Origin of the sequence: Gordonia cholesterolivorans (genome assembly GCF_039531975.1) — a bacterium.
Classification (GTDB): Bacteria; Actinomycetota; Actinomycetes; order Mycobacteriales; family Mycobacteriaceae; genus Gordonia; species Gordonia sihwensis.
On record NZ_BAAARB010000003.1, the window covers coordinates 59976 to 76237 of the forward strand.

Genomic DNA, 16262 nt, shown 5'->3' on the forward strand with positions numbered 1-16262 from the left:
ACGTTCCAGCCATCCCGTCAGCGGGCGGTGGTCAGTTCGCGGGGAAGGGCCAGGCGTTCGGTTTGCAGACCAGCGTACGGTCGGCCTCCATGTCCGGGTCGAGCGCCATGATCTGCGCATTCGCGGTACCGAAGGTCTGCTGCATCATGATCGGCGCGAGCGCACCGTTCTCCTTGCACGGCTGGTGCTTCTCATATCCGATGCCGTGACCGGTCTCGTGGTTGATGAGGTACTGGCGGTACGTCAGATCGTCGCCCTGGAAGGCCTGCGCGCCGCGCACCCACCGCGCCTCGTTGATCACCACGCGCTTGTCGGGCGGATAGAAGCACGAGGTCTCCAGCTTGATCTGATATCCACACAGTTCGCGGGCGGTGTCGGTCGACGTGAGCGAGATCCGTAGGTCCGGCTCGCCGGTGTCGATGCGGCGGAAGGAGACGCGGCCGTCACCGATCCAGCTCTTCTTGTTCGCCAGCGTCGTGTCGACGAGTTTCGCGAAGGCCTGGTCGCCGCCGTAGTCCTGCGGCGACAGTCCCTTCTCCGCCTCGACCGTGTACGTGTAGACCTGCTTGGCCGTGCCCAGCTTGTCGCCGGTGCCGCGCACCACGCGGTAGACCTCGTCTCCCTTGCGCGTGAACGGACCGCCTCCGGGCAGGGCGCCGGCGGGCAGCGCCGCCTCCTGGATCTGCCCGGTCGGGGCGCCGATCGGCGTCGTCTCGTCCTGCACGTGGGTGTTGCGTACGTCGTCACCGGTAGCGGCGGTCTTGTCGACCGCGGTGTCGCCGTCGTTGCGGACGGTCATCACAAGCAGCACCACGGTGAGTACGGCCAGCACCGGAATGGCGTAGGCGCGCCAGCCGTATGTGCTGACGAACCGCCCCAGGGTGCTGCGCTTGCGCCGCTCCACCCGCTCGGAGCGCGACCGTCCGCTGTCGGAGATCGGATCCCAGCGGGCACGCAGCGGCTGGTCGGGCCGCGGGCGGCGGGGACGCTGCGCCCCGTTGTCTGGTGTACCGGTCACGCCACAACTTTCTCATAGATGCCCCCTCTCACCTCGCATCCACCCTCGGCCGCGATCCGGATGAGTGTGATCTGAAGCGCTCCGAGTATCCTTTGGGGATGTCGTCTCCCAGTTCCCAGACGTCGGCTCCGGCCGCAGCCGGGCGCTCGAGCACGCGCCTTCCGCGAAGTGCACGCCGCCGCCAGCTTCTCGACGCCGCCAGTGAGATCTTCGTCGAGCGCGGCTATCACTCCGCCGGAATGGATGAGATCGCGATTCACGCCGGTGTGAGCAAGCCGGTCCTGTACCAGCACTTCCCGTCGAAGCTCGACCTCTACATCGCCGTGGTCGATTCGCACGCGGAGAAGCTCGTCGCCGACGTGAACCGGGCGCTGCTGACCACCGTCGACAACCGCCGTCGTGTCCTCGCGGCTGTCGAGGCCTTCTTCGACTTCATCGACGACGACAACTCCGGATACCGCCTCATCTTCGCCTCCGACGCCATGGACCCGGCCGTGATCCGGCGTGTGGAAGGCGCCACCGAGGCCTGCGTCGACGCCGTCCACGGTCTCGTCATGCAGGATTCGGGGATGGATCCGTACCGGTCCCGGATGCTCGCCGCGGGACTGGTCGGTGCGAGTGTCGTGAACGCTCGGTACTGGGTGGACGCGAGCCGCCCCATCGACAAGGCCAGCGCGGTGGAGATCACCGCGGCGCTGCTCTGGGGCGGTCTGGCCGGCATTCCCCGCCAGACTCCGGGCGACGACTGAGAACTTCCGAGAACCGGTCCGTCTACACGGACCGGTAGACGGCGCTCTCGAAGTCGAGAGCGTGGCGCAGGGCGGCGGGGTCTGCGAACGGCAGTACTTGACAGGCCCACATCCCGGCGATGTCCGCGGACCGATCGATCCAGAAGTACAGGTTGGCCAGGCCGGCCCAGGCGAGTGAACCCGCACTCCGGCCCGTCGGCGCAGCGTCGTCGTTCACCATGAACGTGTAGGCCCACGACTTCGGCAGACCCGGGAAGAACTCGGCGTCGTGCGTGATCACCGGGTCGACGCCCCGCAACGCCGTGACCCGCTGCCCCTCGGCGAGACCGTTGCGAGCCGCCCACTCGACAGTGTCGCTGCGGAGCACGCGCCCACCGTCGCCCGCCCCGCCGCGCAGCCACATGCGGAGGAATCGGATGTAGTCCGGAACTGTGGAGTACAGGCCCTGACCACCCATCTGGACCTCGGGGTTCTGCGGCATGACGATGCCGGTGGCTTTGAGCGAACCGTCCGGCCTGCGCAGATGCACGGCGGCGCGGCGCTCCTGCATGGCATCGGTGAGCAGGAATCCCGAATCGTCCATGCCCAGCGGGGCGAAGACCCGCTCAGCGAGAACCTCCCCCAGCCGTGCGCCGCGTACTGCTTCGACCACGAGCCCGGCCCAGTCCATGTTCGATCCGTAGTTCCAGCGCGTACCCGGGTCGAACAGCAGCGGCGTCATCAGTGACGCACGCGTCGCCGTCACCACATCCGGGTAATGGCCCTGCCGCACCAGGGAGCGGTAGTTCTCGTCGAAGAACGGATAGGCGAATCCGGCCGTGTGGAGCAGCAGCATCCGAGTGGTGACCGGCGTCGCTGCCGAACGGATCCGCGGACTCCCGTCGGGCTCGAAACCGTCCAGCACGCCGATCTCGGCGATCTCCGGCACGTACTGCGCAGCCGGCGCGTCGAGGTCGATCAGCCCCTCCTCGACGCACTGCAGCACGGCCGTGCCGGTCAGCGGCTTGCTAGCCGAGTACAGGGCGACGACCGTGTCGGCCGTCATCGGGCGGTCGTCGGCGACGCTCGTGCTCCCCGCCGCGCCGGTGAAGACCGTCTCCCTCGCGTCGGTCACCGAGGCGACGACGCCCGGCACCCGGTCGGAGTCCGGACCGGTCACCGCATCGTCGAGCAACGCCCTGAGTCGGTCGGAGTCGACTCCGCTCATCGAGCTCAGGCCGCCCCGAAGCCGACCCGTCGGTTCTCGGCGCTGCCGACCTCCACGTAGGCGATCTTGGCTGCCGGGACCAGCACGCGCGATCCCTTGTCGTCGGTCAGCGACAGCACGGCGTCGGTTCCGCTCAGCGCGCGGTCGGCGGCCGCGTACACGTCATCGGCCTTGTCCGGGCAGGTGAATGCCAACTCGCGCGGGCTGTTCTCGATACCGATCTTGACTTCAACGCTCATAACTCCGGAATCCTACTCGTCACGCCAGCGACAGCTCGGCCATGCGCTGCCCGTGGCGAGCCGCCATGTTGTCGAAGAAAGCGGCGGCGTTGGCAAGCGTCGCATCACCTTCGAAGAGCAGCGCCATCACGTCTTCCTCCTCGGCGAGAACCCACTGCATGTGCGTGATCGCCTCACCCAGCAATCGACGGCCCCACAGCGCCAGCGGCGACGCCACGGCCGGATCGGCGGCGACCGCCGCCCGCACCTGGTCGACGGCGAACTGTGACGAACCGGTCTCGGCCATCACCGATTTCATCGTCGGACGCACCTCTTCGGGCATCACATCGGCCATCTCGGCGTAGAAGTCGGCGGCCAGACCGTCACCGACGTGCATCTTGACCAGCACCTCGAGCCACGACGTCGGTGTCGTCACGCGGTGATACTCGTCGAACACCCGGGCGTGCGCGGCCACTGCTTCCTCGGGTGCGCCGCCGTCGGAGCGGATCTGCTCGGCCAACACCTCGAAGTGGCCCATCTCGGCCGCGATCAGTCGCGCGATTGCGATGCGGTCGGCAGTCGTCGGCGCCATCGCGGACTCTTCGATCAGGCGATAGCACGCGGCGAACTCGCCCGCGAGAAGGACTTCGTAGAGCTTGCGAATGGCCGCTGCGTTGTTCGACATGCAAGTCAGAGTATGCAAGGCGGTACACTCGGAGACAGACGAGTCGCCGTTCCGCTCGCCGAATGCACGTTCATGGGCACCGCGCGGCCACTTCGAGCGGCCCGTCGGACATTGAGCGCGCACCTGCGAAGGGCCTCCGGGCCCGGCCGCCGAGGGTCCGGACTAACGATCAGGACCCCGTGGCCTCTCTTGTGTGCGTGCGCGAACACCCGCGAGAGGCTTGAACTGCATATGACCATTGATCCCACGGTGGGCGAAGCCACCGACGACGTCCAGACGACGATCGTCGACGAGGAGCACACCGCCCCGACCTTCGCCGAACTCGGCGTCGACCCCGCGATCGTCGCCGCCCTCGAGGCCGACGGCAAGACCCGTACCTTCGCGATCCAGGAACTCACCCTGCCGCTGGCGCTGGCCGGCTCCGATCTGATCGGTCAGGCGCGCACCGGCATGGGCAAGACCTACGGGTTCGGCATCCCGCTGATGCACCGGCTCGCCAACGCCGAGGCGACCGGCCTGCGCGCACTCGACAACACTCCGCGCGCCCTCGTCATCGTGCCGACCCGCGAACTCTGCGTCCAGGTCACCGAAGACCTCGAGACCGCCGCCAAGGGCGTCGACGTCACGCTCTCGAACGGCACCGTTCGCCCGATGAAGATCACGTCGATCTACGGCGGCCGCCCCTACGAGCAGCAGATCGCCGAACTCCAGGCCGGCGTCGACGTCGTCGTGGGCACGCCGGGACGCCTCCTCGACCTCGCGCAGCAGGGACACCTCGTCCTCGGCAAGGTCGGAGTGCTCGTGCTCGACGAGGCCGACGAGATGCTCGACCTCGGCTTCCTTCCGGACATCGAGCGGATCATGGGAGCCCTGCCCACCGACCGGCAGACGATGCTGTTCTCGGCCACCATGCCGGGTCCGATCGTCACCCTGGCGCGGACCTTCCTGAACCGCCCGACACATATCCGCGCCGAGCACGCGAACGACTCCGCGGTGCATGAGCGGACCACCCAGTACGTCTACCGCGCCCACGCAATGGACAAGGCCGAACTGGTGGCCCGCGTGCTGCAGGCGGAGGGCCGTGGCGCGACGATGATCTTCACCCGCACCAAGCGCACAGCGCAGAAGGTGGCCGACGACCTCGCCGAGCGTGGCTTCTCGGTGGGCGCGGTGCACGGCGACCTCGGCCAGGTGGCCCGTGAGAAGGCGCTGAACAAGTTCCGTGACGGCAAGATCGACGTACTGGTGGCCACCGATGTCGCGGCGCGCGGCATCGACGTCGATGACGTCACCCATGTCATCAACTACCAGTGCCCGGACGACGACAAGACCTACGTGCATCGCATCGGACGCACCGGGCGCGCCGGGCGCACCGGCATCGCGATCACCCTTGTGGACTGGGACGAGCTGCATCGCTGGGAGCTGATCGACAAGGCGCTCGGCCTCGGCATGCCCGACCCGGCGGAGACCTACTCCACCTCCGAGCATCTGCGCGAGGATCTGGGCATCCCCGCGGACGCCAACGGCCGTATCGGCGCCCCGGAGCGTTCGTCCGACGAACGGCGGGAGCCGCGCGCGCCGCGCGCCGATCGTCCCAAGCGTGAGCGGCGCCGTACCAGGGGCGGCAAGCCCGCCGGCGCCGAGGGCGCCACGACCGCATCATCGGCGGACGACGCCGAGCAGGCGGAGAAGAGTCCCACCGCCTCGACCGAGCAGCCGGAGGCCGATGGTGAGGCCAAGCGGCCGCGCCGCCGCCGTCGTCGTCGCAGCGGTGGTGCGAAGTCCGGTGAGGGCAGTGACGGCGCTTCGCGCGACGCAGCGCCCGCGGCAGCGGCCGAGTAGCTCCGCCCGGACGCTTTTCGCATACCCTCGCGAGAATGGGACGGATCAAACCCGAACGGCGCACCCGCACCGACCTCATCGTGACCGCGTTGATCGCGGCGATCGTGGTCGCGGCGGGTGTCGCCGTCTGGTGGACCAGCCCCGCCCGCCATACCGAGTCGGTGACCGCGACGACACCCGCCCCGGTCCAGCTGCCGGCTGAGAATGTTCCGCGCGAGGTCTCGGTCCGTTGGTCCGCGCAGTCGGACGTCACCACGGTCCCGCAGATCACCCGCGACTCCCTGGTGACCGCGTCCGGCGGCACGGTGGTCGCGCATCGGCTGAGCGACGGAACCGACCTCTGGAGCTACCGGCGGAATCTGCCGCTGTGCGCAGCGGCCGCGGGATGGACCGGCGGCGACAACGACGTGCTCGCGGTGTACCGGAACAGCCGGGGTTGCAGCGAGGTCACATCGTTGCGAGGTTCCGACGGTGCTCGTCACGCCGCCCGCACCAGTGACGCCGACGACACCGTCCACCTCTCCATCGATACCGGCTACGCCCTCCTGTACGGCCCGACGCGCCTCGAGACGTGGGGTTCGAATCTGGTGCGCGGGATCGAGTACGGGCGTGTCACGGCACCGGTGAACCCCGACGTGGCGCCCGACCGGACGCATTGCCGGCTGTACTCTGCGGTCTCCGGTGCGGATCGGGTGGCGATCGTGGAGCGATGCGATGACGATCCCGGCTATCGGCTGACGGTGCTCAGTTCGAATCTGACCAGCGACGAGAAGATCCGCCAGTGGGGTTCGACCCTGATCACCACATCGGCTGCGGGTCCCGCTCCCCGAGTGGTGGCGGCGACCGATTCCACGATCGTGGTCTACGACGGCGGCGCCGACCCGTCCGGTTCCGTCGGCGCCCCGCAGGGACCGCGTCTGCGCCTATTCACACCGCAAGCCGAGAGCCGAAGCGAACACCCGGTGGCCGGTGACGCCCAGGTTCCCGAGCGGAGCGATCCGATCATCGATCAGGGTGTCGTCTCGTTCTGGACCGGCAAGGCCACCGTGGTACTGGACGCCTCGAATGGAAACCCGATGTTCCAGGTGACAGATGCCATCGGACCCGGGGCGGTGATGGCGGGGCAACTGCTGGTGCCGATGCCCGGGGCCATCAGCGTGCGCCGCGTGTTCGACGGCCACGAGGAGTTCAGCATTCCGGTGGATCGCGGTCAGGTGGTCGGACCGGTGGCGCTGCGCGTGCTCGGCGATACGATCCTCGAGCAGCGGGGCACGCAGGTCGTCGCATTGCGCTGAGTGTGACAGGGCCGCTGTCCTCTGCACTGCGAATTGCGGGACGCGACGACCGTCTTCCATCTGAGTCCGGCGGGTGCCGATTCTTCGGTTGTCCGGCGTGGTGGATGGGGTTCAGGCGCCAGGGGTGTTCGGTGGTGGCTGGTCGCCAGGCCATGCGTCCGGCATCGGGCCCATCCGGGAGGATGATGGTCTCCCACTGTCCGCGTTTGGTGCCGACGGCGCGGTTGTGGCGCCCGCACGCGGCGCCGAGAGCATCGATGTCGGTGCGCCCGGCCGGGGTGACCCAGTCCGGTGCGTGATGGGCTTGAGTTTGGGCGAAGGGGCGGTCGCAGCCGGGTGCGGCGCAGCCGCGGTCGCGGGCGAACAACGCCAACCGCTGCGCCTTACTCGCACACCGCGCACCGCGGCCTTGGTAGAGGACTTCGCTGGTGTGATTCCGGAAGACCGCCAGGTGCGGCACGGCGTCGGCGGCGAGCCGGACGAGTTCGCCGATCGGCACCCGGGTGCCGGTGGCAGTCAGGGCGATTCCGGCGTGGGCGGCGAGTTCTTGATCGGTAACGGTGATGACCAACTCCGCCGGTATCCGACTCGGTGCACCGAGTCCGCCGTGGGCGAGAACGTAATCACACAACGCCAGCAACGCATCATGCGTGCGCTGAGCGGCACTGCGCAGATCCCGACCCCGCGCCGCCGCCAGAACCTCAACGTCGATGCTCTCGGCGTCAATGGTTCCAGTCGGGGAGTCGGGGTCGGCGGGGTTGTTCATGCCGGGTGCGGCCCAGGCGGTGAGGATGACTTCGAACTTGGCGCGTAGTTCCGGGGTCATGGCGCCGCGGACTTTGCTCATGAGTTGTCGGTCTTGCGGGAGGATGGTGATTCCGCGTCGGCGTTGCCGGTCGACGTGATCGCTCTCCTGCCCGTCGGGGTCCAGGTGAGCGAGCAGGCGGTCACCGACCTTGCCCAGATCATCCGGATTCAACCCGACGGCAGCCTGAGCGAGTTCGGCCTCCGCACGGGCTTTGACCTCCGGCGAGATGCAGCCGGGCACTTTCGCCAAAACGGCCGAGATCACCAACGCGTGTTCGGCGCCGACAGTCCCGGCCGCGACCGCGGCGGCGGTCGCCGGCTTCCGGGGAGGCAGCGTCTGCCCTTGAAAGTTCGAGAACTCGCCGATCGCCTCAGCCATCCGCAACCGCCGACCCGCCTCCCGGGTTCCCAGCCGCAAGCCCTGTGAGAGGTACTGATGCGGATTCAGATAGCCGGCGGTGCGGTGCGCGTTGCGGTCGGAGACCTCCACCAGCAGCGCCGCGGAGACGCCGTCCCAGCGTCGCCGAATGCGTTCGGCGGTCTGCGTGTGCGCCAGCAGTTCCGGTTCGGTCTCCGGCGACAGCGAGGTCTCGGCGAGTTTGACCGCCGCGGCATCGATCAACGCCAACAACTCCGCGGGCTGGTCCGGCAGCGCACCTGTGGCAACGACAGTCGCGACCGAATCAGTGATCGAATCGCTCATCGCCGCCACCTCCCCCGAGTGTTTCAGCTGGTCACACCATGTTTTCTTGACCTATCCGAACACTACCAAGGGGGTCTGACAGAACTCCCGAACCAATCGACCGACAGTTCGCCTCGCTAGATCTCCAACTCATACGTCCGGACGTCGGCACCATTCCACGACTGCCAAAGGTTGTCGGCGAGGTCGCGGTACGCGGTGGCACCCTTGTTCTTCCGCCCGCGCATCACTGACGCACCGGAGGCCGAGGCCTCGGCGAAGCGGACGGTCCGCGGGATCGGCGGGTCCAGCACAGGCAGCGCATAGCGGTCCGAGACGTCCGACAGCACGTCGCGACTGTGGGTGGTCCGGGCATCGAACAGGGTCGCGACCGCACCGAGCATCTTGAGGTCCGGATTGGTGATCTGCTGAACTTCAGTGACGGTACGCAGCAACTGTCCGACGCCGCGGTGCGCGAGCGTCTCACATTGCAGCGGGACCACCACCTCGTCGGCAGCGGTGAGTCCGTTGAGCGTCAGAACCCCCAGCGACGGCGGGCAGTCGATGAGCACCACGTCGTAATCCTGCGCCACCTCCGCCAAGGCCCGTTTCAGCGCGTATTCGCGGCCCGGCCGCATCAACAGCAGCGCTTCGGCACCGGCGAGGTCGATGGTGGCGGGCAACAAGGTCACATTGTCGTCGGTATCGAGCAGAACGTCGGCGATGTCCTCGGCGCCGATCAGCACGTCGTGCACCGACTTGGTCAGCTGATCCGGGTCGTGCCCCAGCGAGAAAGTGAGGCAGCCCTGGGGATCGAGATCGACCACGAGAACCGAGACGTCCTCGTCGGCCAGGGCGGCGCCGATCGACGCGGTGGTGGTGGTCTTCGCCACTCCACCTTTCTGATTCGCGATGGCAAGGGTGCGCGTCATGGCCACCACCATACGGTGGCGTCCCTCATACCACCGGGATCAGGCGTCCGGGTCACACGTCCGGCTCACGCGTCCGGCGGCAGATCGTCCGCATTCAGCCAGGTGAGCGACGCCGGCGCGAAGAGCAGCACGAGGACCGCCAGCGCGACGATCGCGACCGGCACCCCGATGAGGGGAAGTCCGCTGCCGGTGATGAGGGTGTAGGCCACCGGCAACAGCAGAATCTGCGCCATCAACGAGACCCCGCGACCCCAGCGCCGTCCGCGAGTCAGGGCGAGGCCTCCCGCGAAGACGCCGCCGCCGATCGCCGCGAACCACGCGGCGGTGCCGTACCCGCTGATCGCGGCCTCGTGGTGCCCTGCCATCTCGCGAATCACAAGGACCACCGCGACGATGAGACCCAGTGCACCCTGGACCGCCGTCACGTAGCCCGCCCAGCGGAGGGTGCTCGGGACGCCGGGAACTCGGCGGATGGGATCAGAACTGCTCACTACTCCAGGGTATGGCCGAGCACCCCCGACTCGTGAATCGGGCTCGTGCCCGATAGTGTGATGCCTCGTGCGCGTCATGCTCATCACCAATCCGTTCGCCACCTTCACGACTGCTGAGGGACGTGACGCGCTGGCCAACACTCTCGATTCCCGATATCACGTCGATGTGGAACACACCACACATCGCGGCCACGCCGGAGAACTCGGGGCGCGCGCGGCCGCCGAAGGCTACGACGCGGTGGTGGTGCACGGCGGCGACGGCTCGGTGAACGAGGCGGCCAACGGCATCCTCGGCTCCCCGGACTCCTTGTCCCGCCCTCCTTCGAGCCTGCCGGCTCTGGGCGTCGTTCCCGGAGGAAGCGCCAACGTCTTCGCGCGGGCCCTCGGGATCGACCGTGACCCCTTGACCGCGACCGCGCAACTCATGGCGATACTCGACCGCGGCGAACGCCGCTCGATCAGCCTCGGCCACACACTCAACCGCTGGTTCCTCTTCAACGCCGGTATGGGCATGGACGCGATCGTCGTCCGCCGGATGGAGGAACTGCGACACAAGGGCAAGAAGGCGACCGCGGGTCGCTACTTCCGGACCACGGTCAGTTCGTTCGTGAAACCCTCCATCACTCCCCCGACGTTCACCGTCGAAGTCCCCGGACGCCCCGCGATCGACGGCGTGCGGTTCGGCTTCGTCAGCAATACCGGCCCGTGGACCTACTTCGGCACCCGGGAGATCCGGACGAATCCACACACCGACTTCGACCACGGACTCGGCATCTTCGCCGCCACGTCGGTCTCCGTGGCACGGAATGTGGTGCTCGGCGCTCGCCTCCTGGCCGGCACCGAACCCAGGGCTCACCATCTGTATCGCGACGACGATGTGGAATGGGTCCGATTCACTTCACCCGAGCCGGCCGACGTCCAGATGGACGGCGACTACCTGGGCGTTTACGACAAGATGGAGTTCGGCTACCGTCGCGCAGTACTGGATGTGGTGGCGGCGCAGAAGGCCGGTTAACCCCTGCGCTACTGGCCGGTAAGCACGTGTTGGGCCGCTTGCCAACCTGTTGTGATCTATCCGGCATTCGCCGCGCAGCTATAGCCAAGCGGCGATGCACAGTAGTACAACAGTTGTTGACGCAATCACCCACCCCCTGCCAAGCGACGTCCTGCGCCCCAAGCCAGGTGAATTCGGTATTGCAGCCCAAGTCGAATTTTGACGATCACGCATGCGTGCGCGACAACGCCGCAGGTTTAGAAGGAGTACGTAATGGACTGGCGCCACAAGGCTATTTGTCGTGACGAGGATCCGGAGCTGTTCTTTCCGGTCGGCACGTCGGGCCCGGCGATCGCCCAGGTTGCTGATGCGAAGCTGGTCTGCCAGCGCTGCCCGGTGACCGCTGAGTGCCTGGCATGGGCCCTTGAGACCGGTCAGGACGCCGGCGTCTGGGGCGGCATGAGCGAGGACGAGCGTCGCGCGCTCAAGCGCCGCAACGCGCGTACCCGCGCCCGCAGCGCCGTCTGACGCGACCCAGTTCACGAAGGGAGCCCCCGGTCCGAGACCGGGGGCTCCCTTCGTGGTCGCGTCCATGTCCTCAGTGGAGGTCGGTCCTCAGCGGGGCTCCTCAGTGCAGGGGAATGTCGAGCCGCACCCGGGTGCCGCCGGTCTCCGGCACCGGTGCGATCTCGATCTGCCCGCCGAGGTCGTTGGACACCAGAGTCCGGACGATCTGCAGTCCCAGCCGGTCCGAAGCCGCCAGATCGAACCCCTCCGGCAGACCGCACCCGTTGTCGGTGACCGTCACCTGCAGGTCGCGCACGTCGCGGATCGCGCCGACCACGATCTCCGCACCGTCCTGGCCAGGAGCGAAGCCGTGCTCGATCGAATTCTGGATCACCTCGGTGAGCACCATGACCAAAGGCATGGCCAGATCGGCGGGCAGGACTCCGAGTCGGTTCTCCCGCCGCACCGTCACGCGCGTACCGCCGTCGGGCAGCCACACGTCCACCAGCGACGACCCCAGTCGGTCGACCACGGTGTCGAGGTCCACCTCTTCGTCGACGCTGCCGGAGAGCATCTCGTGCACCAGCGCGATCGACGAGACGCGCCGTACCGCTTCTCCGAGGGCCGCGGTGGTCTCCGGGTTGCCCGAACGGCGCGCCTGCAGGCGCAGCAGCGCCGACACACTCTGCAAGTTGTTCTTGACGCGATGATGGATCTCGCGGATCGTCGCGTCCTTGCTGATGAGCGCGAGATCGCGCCTGCGCACTTCGGTCACGTCGCGGATCAGCAGGACCGCTCCCCGCGACTGCCCCGCCGATCGGAGCGGCACCGCCCGCAGCAGCACGGTGGCACGGCGCGCGTCGAGTTCCATCCGCAGCGCGATATCCGGAGAGGGCAGGCAGGCGCCGTCGGGGGTTCCGGCGGCCGCGGCGATCATCGCCTCGGCATCGGCAGACTCGAAGGGATCCGTCAGCAGGGCGGCGAGAACCTCAGCGATGCGCGAGCCGCCGAGGTCGGTGGTCCAGCCCATCCGGTGCACGGCCGACAGTGCATTGGGGCTGGCGTACGTGACCGAGCCGTCGACCTCGATGCGGATGAACCCGTCACCCGCCCGCGGCGTCGACAGTCCGAGCGTATTGGCCTCGTCGAGCGGAAAGGCACCCTCGACGACCATCCGGCAGAGCGCCTCGGCGGCGTCGCGGTACGCGGATTCGAGCGGTGACGGCGGACGCGGATCGGAGGCGTCGCCGGCGCGGCCGAGCACCGCGATCACCTCGCCGTCGAAACCGACGGGGATGGCGGTGCGTTCGATGAGCACGTTCCCGAAACGGGTGGCGATGCCCTCGCGCTCGATGACCCCCGACCGCAGCGCCGCGGCCATCAGCGGGTTGGCGCCCTGGGCACTCGCCGGCCGGTCCACCCGATGCCCCACCTCGTCCCGGGGGAACACCGTCGACGCCGTGTTCGGCCGCACCTGAGCCACATAGACCAGGCTCGGGGGCTCTCCGCCCGCACGACCGTCCTCATCGCGGACCGCGAGGAGGTAGTCGGCGAAGGAGAGGTCGGCCAGCAACTGCCATTCGGCCACCAGCCGCTGGAGGTGCTCGGCGGCCGCCGCGGAAAGCGTCGTGTGCTCGGCGAGGAGATCAGTGAGTGTCGCCATGGGCGCGGTTCAGAGCGAATCGGTGCGGCGGCCCGTAACGGTGGTCAGTCCTTCTCGTAGGTGGCGATGATGTCGCCGGCCTGGATCACGTCGCCGACGTTGACCTTGACCTCGGAGAGCACGCCGGCGTCCTCGGCCAGCACCGGGATCTCCATCTTCATCGACTCGAGCAGCACGAGGGTGTCGCCCACGTCGACCCGCTGACCGGCTTGCGCCGAGACCTCGAGGACAGTCGCAACGATTTCATTGACCACGTCTTCCGCCATGGATGACATGGTAACCGAGCGGCCGTTCGGCGCGTTCGCTTGTCGTCGTGATTAACGTCCGCGCCCGGCGACGTGAAATAATCGTCGTCGCATACCGGCCCGCACGATCTAAGGAGGTCCGTCATGGGTAAGCGCGGACGTAAGAAGCGCAGTCGTAAGAAGAACGCAGCCAACCACGGCAAGCGTCCCAACGCCTGAGTCGTCGCACTCAACGACGACGAAGCGGCCCGGCTCCTCGAGGGGATCCGGGCCGCTTCGTCTGTTCTGGCGCGGTGTCAGTCGGACTCGACGCGGTACGTCGTCTGCCGGATACTCACCGATCGGCGGATCTCGACGCGGAGCCGTTCGCGCAGACCGTCCGGGGCGTGGTCCCCGCCGCACTTGCGGCTGATCAGCTCCTTCAGCTGCTGCTGCACCCCGTAGTGCTCGAGGCAGGACGGGCACGCGTTCACGTGGCCCTCCAGTCGCTCGCGCGCACCGGCGTCGCACTCGTTGTCGAGGAGAAGCCAGATGTCTGCCAGGACCGCGGAGCAGTCCAGGTTCTCGAATTCACTCTCGCCGGCGCCACTCATTTCGCCACCTCGCTGGTCCGTCCGAAACCACGCTCCCGAGCGACGTCGGCCAGCAGATCGCGCAACTGGCGGCGGCCGCGGTGCAGACGCGACATGACGGTGCCGATCGGGGTGTCCATGATCTCGGCGATCTCCTTGTACGGGAGCCCTTCGACGTCGGCGTAATACACGGCCATCCGGAAGTCCTCCGGCAGCTTGCTCAACGCCTCTTTGATCTCGTCGTCCGGCAACGCGTCGAGCGCCTCGATCTCCGCCGAACGCAGACCCGTGGACGTGTGCTCCGCGTTGGCCGCGAGCTGCCAGTCGGTGATCTCGTCGGTCGGATACTGCGCCGGCTGGCGCTGCTTCTTGCGGTAGGAGTTGATGTAGGTGTTCGTCAGGATCCGGTACAACCAGGCCTTGAGATTGGTGCCCTCGCGGAACGACGCGAACGCCGAGAACGCCTTGATGTAGGTCTCCTGCACCAGGTCTTCGGCGTCGGCCGGGTTGCGCGTCATGCGCAGCGCGGCACCGTACATCTGGTCGAGGAGGGGCAACGCGTCCCGCTCGAACCGCTCGGTGAGCTGCTCGGGCGTCTCGGCCGGTGCTGGACTGTCAGATGACACGAACTTCCCTTCGCCGGAAATGTGCTCCACCAAGTCTAGCGATCCACGCGCCGCGCGGGCGCCCTCCGGCCGTCCACGCACGGTCGCACCACGGTCCAGGGTTGCTGCAGCCACGCCTGCGCCACCTCCTTCAGTCCGTCCACCCGAGTCGGGTCGTTCGCTCATCGACTCGGTCAACAACCCGTCCGCGCAGTTTGTTCCGGCGTGCCAGCATTGAAGGATGTGCGGACGCTATGCAGTGACCACCGACCCGGCCAGACTCGCCGCCGAGATCGACGCGGTGAACGAGGTGCCTGCGGACACGGTACGGGAGTCGTACAACGTCGCGCCGACCACGACGGTGATGACGGTGGTGCAACGCCACGAGCACGGTCGGCCCGACGACATCCCCGCGCGGCGCGTGCGGGCGATGCGGTGGGGCCTGGTGCCGTCGTGGACGAAGGAACTGGGCAAGGGGCCGCTGCTGTTCAACGCACGCGCCGAGACCCTCGCCGACAAACCGGCCTTCCGCGGGTCGCTGGGAGGCAAGCGGTGCCTGGTGCCGATGGACGGCTGGTACGAGTGGAAGCCCGGTCCGCCGGGAGCGAACGGCAAACCGACCAAGGTCCCGTTCTACATGACGCCCGCCGACGGCACCCGCCTGTTCATGGGCGGTCTGTGGGCGGCGTGGCGGCCGGCGCAGGCCCGCGCCGCCGGCGACGATTCGCAGTGGATCTCGAGTACGACGATCATCACCACCGACTCGGTGGGGCCGTTGCGCGAAGTCCATGACCGAATGCCGCTGATCATGCCGGTGGAGTTCTGGGACGCCTGGCTCGATCCCGATCACCGCGCGGATCCCGATCTGTTGGCGCCGCCGGCCGCCGAGTTGGCCGAGGCGATCGAGATCCGCGAGGTGTCGAGCCTGGTGAACCGTGTCGCAAACGACGGTCCCGAACTTCTCGAACCCGTCGGAACCGTGGGATAGTCGGTGGCCATGAGCCCTGAACGTCCCGGATTCCTGCAGAAGATCGGCTATCTGCTCGGCCGACCGCTGCCCGGATCGATGCGGGACTGGATCGTCGAGGACCTCACCGGTCCGGGACATATCCGTCGCTACGTGATCCGCGGGCTGCTGCCGGTGATCCCCCTGTTCGTCGCCTTCATGTTCATTCCGGGGATGCTGTGGGTGAAGCTGGGAATGGTGGTTCTGCTACTGATCCCGTTCCTGTACTTCCAGGTGGCGCTCAGCCGCGTCTACCGCCGACATCTGCTGGTCAACAACGGCCTCGACCCGGCGCTGCTCGACAAGGTCAGGATCCAGCGCGCCGATTCGATTCACGACGAGTACCGCGAGCGGTACGGGCGCTGAGCGGTAGTCGGGCAGCCGCCGCGGCGAGGATGCGCGCGAGGTCGCCGGGACGACTCCACATCGGCCAGTGTCCGGTCGGCAGGTCGACGAAGTCGACGTTCTCGAGGTTCAACACCTCGGCGAACATCGGGTGACCCGCTTCGGCCGACTCCATGATCCGCGCTGCCGGAATCGAGCAGCACACCAGAGTGGCCGGGACCGCCAGACGCGCGTCGTCGGTGAGTTCCACGCGCCCGCGCAGCACCGGACCGGGGCTCCGGCACTGCCCTGACTCGAAAACGGTCGAGAGCGTCGGGGCTCAGGCCCTCGAGATTGGCCTGCTGCCCGAGCACGTCGAAGGGCGGCAGGGGGAGCTCGTCCGAGTCGTCGGACGCATCCGGT

The 16262-nt window shown here is 67.8% G+C and carries 20 protein-coding genes; 8 read left to right on the forward strand and 12 right to left on the reverse strand.

All coding sequences use genetic code 11. The annotated features are described in order from the left end of the window. Window positions 1-31: 31 nt before the first annotated feature. Window positions 32-1018, reverse strand: coding sequence for a DUF3152 domain-containing protein (locus tag ABFX36_RS03630; protein WP_045539968.1), 987 nt, complete (start codon window positions 1016-1018; stop codon window positions 32-34). Between the two features lie 98 nt (window positions 1019-1116). Between ABFX36_RS03630 and fasR the strand changes: the two genes are divergently transcribed. Next, on the forward strand, window positions 1117-1767 hold the full coding sequence (fasR, locus tag ABFX36_RS03635; protein WP_006895518.1) for an HTH-type transcriptional activator FasR: 651 nt from the start codon (window positions 1117-1119) through the stop codon (window positions 1765-1767). Window positions 1768-1789: 22 nt separating this feature from the next. Here the strand turns inward: fasR and acmB are convergent, their stop codons facing one another. The 3 genes from acmB to ABFX36_RS03650 are packed head-to-tail and all read right to left on the reverse strand — an operon-like array spanning window position 1790 to window position 3877. Then, complete coding sequence (acmB, locus tag ABFX36_RS03640; RefSeq protein ID WP_062368009.1) at window positions 1790-2974, reverse strand: methyl acetate hydrolase AcmB; 1185 nt, start codon at window positions 2972-2974, stop codon at window positions 1790-1792. Window positions 2975-2979: 5 nt separating this feature from the next. Next, window positions 2980-3213 carry a DUF3107 domain-containing protein gene (locus ABFX36_RS03645; protein ID WP_045539973.1) on the reverse strand — a complete coding sequence of 78 codons (234 nt, stop codon included), beginning with the start codon at window positions 3211-3213 and terminating at the stop codon, window positions 2980-2982. A gap of 19 nt (window positions 3214-3232) precedes the next feature. Continuing rightward, window positions 3233-3877, reverse strand: coding sequence for a ferritin-like fold-containing protein (locus tag ABFX36_RS03650; protein ID WP_006895521.1), 645 nt, complete (start codon window positions 3875-3877; stop codon window positions 3233-3235). Between the two features lie 231 nt (window positions 3878-4108). On the opposite strand from ABFX36_RS03650, the gene ABFX36_RS03655 reads away from it, so the two are divergent. Further along, complete coding sequence (locus tag ABFX36_RS03655; protein WP_006895522.1) at window positions 4109-5719, forward strand: DEAD/DEAH box helicase; 1611 nt, start codon at window positions 4109-4111, stop codon at window positions 5717-5719. A gap of 35 nt (window positions 5720-5754) precedes the next feature. Further along, entirely contained in the window at window positions 5755-7014 is a 1260-nt protein-coding gene (locus tag ABFX36_RS03660) for an Rv3212 family protein (RefSeq protein WP_062368010.1), read from the forward strand. Here ABFX36_RS03660 and ABFX36_RS03665 read toward each other — a convergent pair. From ABFX36_RS03665 to ABFX36_RS03675, 3 genes are all read right to left on the reverse strand, one after another. Then, window positions 6908-8524 (reverse strand): HNH endonuclease signature motif containing protein, encoded by a 1617-nt coding sequence (locus ABFX36_RS03665; RefSeq protein ID WP_346074964.1) that lies wholly within the window; start codon window positions 8522-8524, stop codon window positions 6908-6910. The genes ABFX36_RS03660 and ABFX36_RS03665 overlap by 107 nt on opposite strands. 116 nt (window positions 8525-8640) lie before the next feature. Further along, the gene (locus tag ABFX36_RS03670; protein ID WP_039867080.1) at window positions 8641-9432 is read right to left on the reverse strand and encodes a ParA family protein; all 792 of its coding nucleotides are present in this window, start codon (window positions 9430-9432) and stop codon (window positions 8641-8643) included. 65 nt (window positions 9433-9497) lie between these two features. Beyond that, on the reverse strand, window positions 9498-9923 hold the full coding sequence (locus ABFX36_RS03675) for a hypothetical protein (RefSeq protein ID WP_039867043.1): 426 nt from the start codon (window positions 9921-9923) through the stop codon (window positions 9498-9500). Window positions 9924-9990: 67 nt separating this feature from the next. On the opposite strand from ABFX36_RS03675, the gene ABFX36_RS03680 reads away from it, so the two are divergent. Then, on the forward strand, window positions 9991-10938 hold the full coding sequence (locus ABFX36_RS03680; protein WP_006895532.1) for a diacylglycerol/lipid kinase family protein: 948 nt from the start codon (window positions 9991-9993) through the stop codon (window positions 10936-10938). 252 nt (window positions 10939-11190) lie between these two features. Further along, window positions 11191-11445, forward strand: coding sequence for a WhiB family transcriptional regulator (locus ABFX36_RS03685; RefSeq protein ID WP_006895533.1), 255 nt, complete (start codon window positions 11191-11193; stop codon window positions 11443-11445). Window positions 11446-11545: 100 nt separating this feature from the next. Here the strand turns inward: ABFX36_RS03685 and ABFX36_RS03690 are convergent, their stop codons facing one another. Further along, entirely contained in the window at window positions 11546-13087 is a 1542-nt protein-coding gene (locus ABFX36_RS03690; protein WP_062365830.1) for a sensor histidine kinase, read from the reverse strand. A 44-nt stretch (window positions 13088-13131) separates the two neighbouring features. Beyond that, window positions 13132-13353, reverse strand: coding sequence for a biotin/lipoyl-binding carrier protein (locus ABFX36_RS03695; RefSeq protein ID WP_006895535.1), 222 nt, complete (start codon window positions 13351-13353; stop codon window positions 13132-13134). A gap of 123 nt (window positions 13354-13476) precedes the next feature. On the opposite strand from ABFX36_RS03695, the gene ABFX36_RS19025 reads away from it, so the two are divergent. Continuing rightward, a complete protein-coding gene (locus ABFX36_RS19025) occupies window positions 13477-13551 on the forward strand; it encodes a 50S ribosomal protein bL37 (RefSeq protein WP_371865352.1) in 75 nt (24 codons plus the stop codon). Window positions 13552-13628: 77 nt separating this feature from the next. Here the strand turns inward: ABFX36_RS19025 and rsrA are convergent, their stop codons facing one another. Together rsrA and ABFX36_RS03705 are read right to left on the reverse strand one after the other, a co-directional pair. After that, window positions 13629-13925, reverse strand: coding sequence for a mycothiol system anti-sigma-R factor (gene rsrA, locus ABFX36_RS03700; protein WP_045537950.1), 297 nt, complete (start codon window positions 13923-13925; stop codon window positions 13629-13631). Next, window positions 13922-14695, reverse strand: coding sequence for a sigma-70 family RNA polymerase sigma factor (locus ABFX36_RS03705; protein ID WP_411815630.1), 774 nt, complete (start codon window positions 14693-14695; stop codon window positions 13922-13924). The genes rsrA and ABFX36_RS03705 overlap by 4 nt, the downstream gene beginning before the upstream one ends. A 55-nt stretch (window positions 14696-14750) precedes the next feature. Between ABFX36_RS03705 and ABFX36_RS03710 the strand changes: the two genes are divergently transcribed. Together ABFX36_RS03710 and ABFX36_RS03715 are read left to right on the forward strand one after the other, a co-directional pair. Then, entirely contained in the window at window positions 14751-15497 is a 747-nt protein-coding gene (locus tag ABFX36_RS03710; RefSeq protein WP_006895538.1) for an SOS response-associated peptidase, read from the forward strand. Window positions 15498-15506: 9 nt separating this feature from the next. After that, window positions 15507-15881 carry a DUF5313 family protein gene (locus ABFX36_RS03715; protein WP_045537954.1) on the forward strand — a complete coding sequence of 125 codons (375 nt, stop codon included), beginning with the start codon at window positions 15507-15509 and terminating at the stop codon, window positions 15879-15881. On the opposite strand, the gene ABFX36_RS03720 is transcribed toward ABFX36_RS03715, so the two are convergent. After that, complete coding sequence (locus tag ABFX36_RS03720) at window positions 15823-16125, reverse strand: hypothetical protein (RefSeq protein ID WP_231875640.1); 303 nt, start codon at window positions 16123-16125, stop codon at window positions 15823-15825. The two genes, ABFX36_RS03715 and ABFX36_RS03720, sit on opposite strands and share 59 nt — an antisense overlap. Window positions 16126-16262: the final 137 nt, after the last annotated feature.

What these genes read in the sequence shown, in the direction of transcription:
- ABFX36_RS03650 (WP_006895521.1), bottom strand. Translation starts at nt 3,877, where the DNA reads ATGTCGAACAACGCAGCGGCCATTCGCAAGCTCTACGAAGTCCTTCTC.
- rsrA (WP_045537950.1), bottom strand. Translation starts at nt 13,925, where the DNA reads ATGAGTGGCGCCGGCGAGAGTGAATTCGAGAACCTGGACTGCTCCGCG.
- ABFX36_RS03655 (WP_006895522.1), top strand. Translation starts at nt 4,109, where the DNA reads ATGACCATTGATCCCACGGTGGGCGAAGCCACCGACGACGTCCAGACG.
- ABFX36_RS03705 (WP_411815630.1), bottom strand. Translation starts at nt 14,695, where the DNA reads ATGAGCGAACGACCCGACTCGGGTGGACGGACTGAAGGAGGTGGCGCA.
- ABFX36_RS03685 (WP_006895533.1), top strand. Translation starts at nt 11,191, where the DNA reads ATGGACTGGCGCCACAAGGCTATTTGTCGTGACGAGGATCCGGAGCTG.
- ABFX36_RS03660 (WP_062368010.1), top strand. Translation starts at nt 5,755, where the DNA reads ATGGGACGGATCAAACCCGAACGGCGCACCCGCACCGACCTCATCGTG.
- ABFX36_RS03690 (WP_062365830.1), bottom strand. Translation starts at nt 13,087, where the DNA reads ATGGCGACACTCACTGATCTCCTCGCCGAGCACACGACGCTTTCCGCG.
- ABFX36_RS03715 (WP_045537954.1), top strand. Translation starts at nt 15,507, where the DNA reads ATGAGCCCTGAACGTCCCGGATTCCTGCAGAAGATCGGCTATCTGCTC.
- fasR (WP_006895518.1), top strand. Translation starts at nt 1,117, where the DNA reads ATGTCGTCTCCCAGTTCCCAGACGTCGGCTCCGGCCGCAGCCGGGCGC.
- acmB (WP_062368009.1), bottom strand. Translation starts at nt 2,974, where the DNA reads ATGAGCGGAGTCGACTCCGACCGACTCAGGGCGTTGCTCGACGATGCG.
- ABFX36_RS03710 (WP_006895538.1), top strand. Translation starts at nt 14,751, where the DNA reads ATGTGCGGACGCTATGCAGTGACCACCGACCCGGCCAGACTCGCCGCC.
- ABFX36_RS03670 (WP_039867080.1), bottom strand. Translation starts at nt 9,432, where the DNA reads ATGACGCGCACCCTTGCCATCGCGAATCAGAAAGGTGGAGTGGCGAAG.
- ABFX36_RS03665 (WP_346074964.1), bottom strand. Translation starts at nt 8,524, where the DNA reads ATGAGCGATTCGATCACTGATTCGGTCGCGACTGTCGTTGCCACAGGT.
- ABFX36_RS03695 (WP_006895535.1), bottom strand. Translation starts at nt 13,353, where the DNA reads ATGGCGGAAGACGTGGTCAATGAAATCGTTGCGACTGTCCTCGAGGTC.
- ABFX36_RS03645 (WP_045539973.1), bottom strand. Translation starts at nt 3,213, where the DNA reads ATGAGCGTTGAAGTCAAGATCGGTATCGAGAACAGCCCGCGCGAGTTG.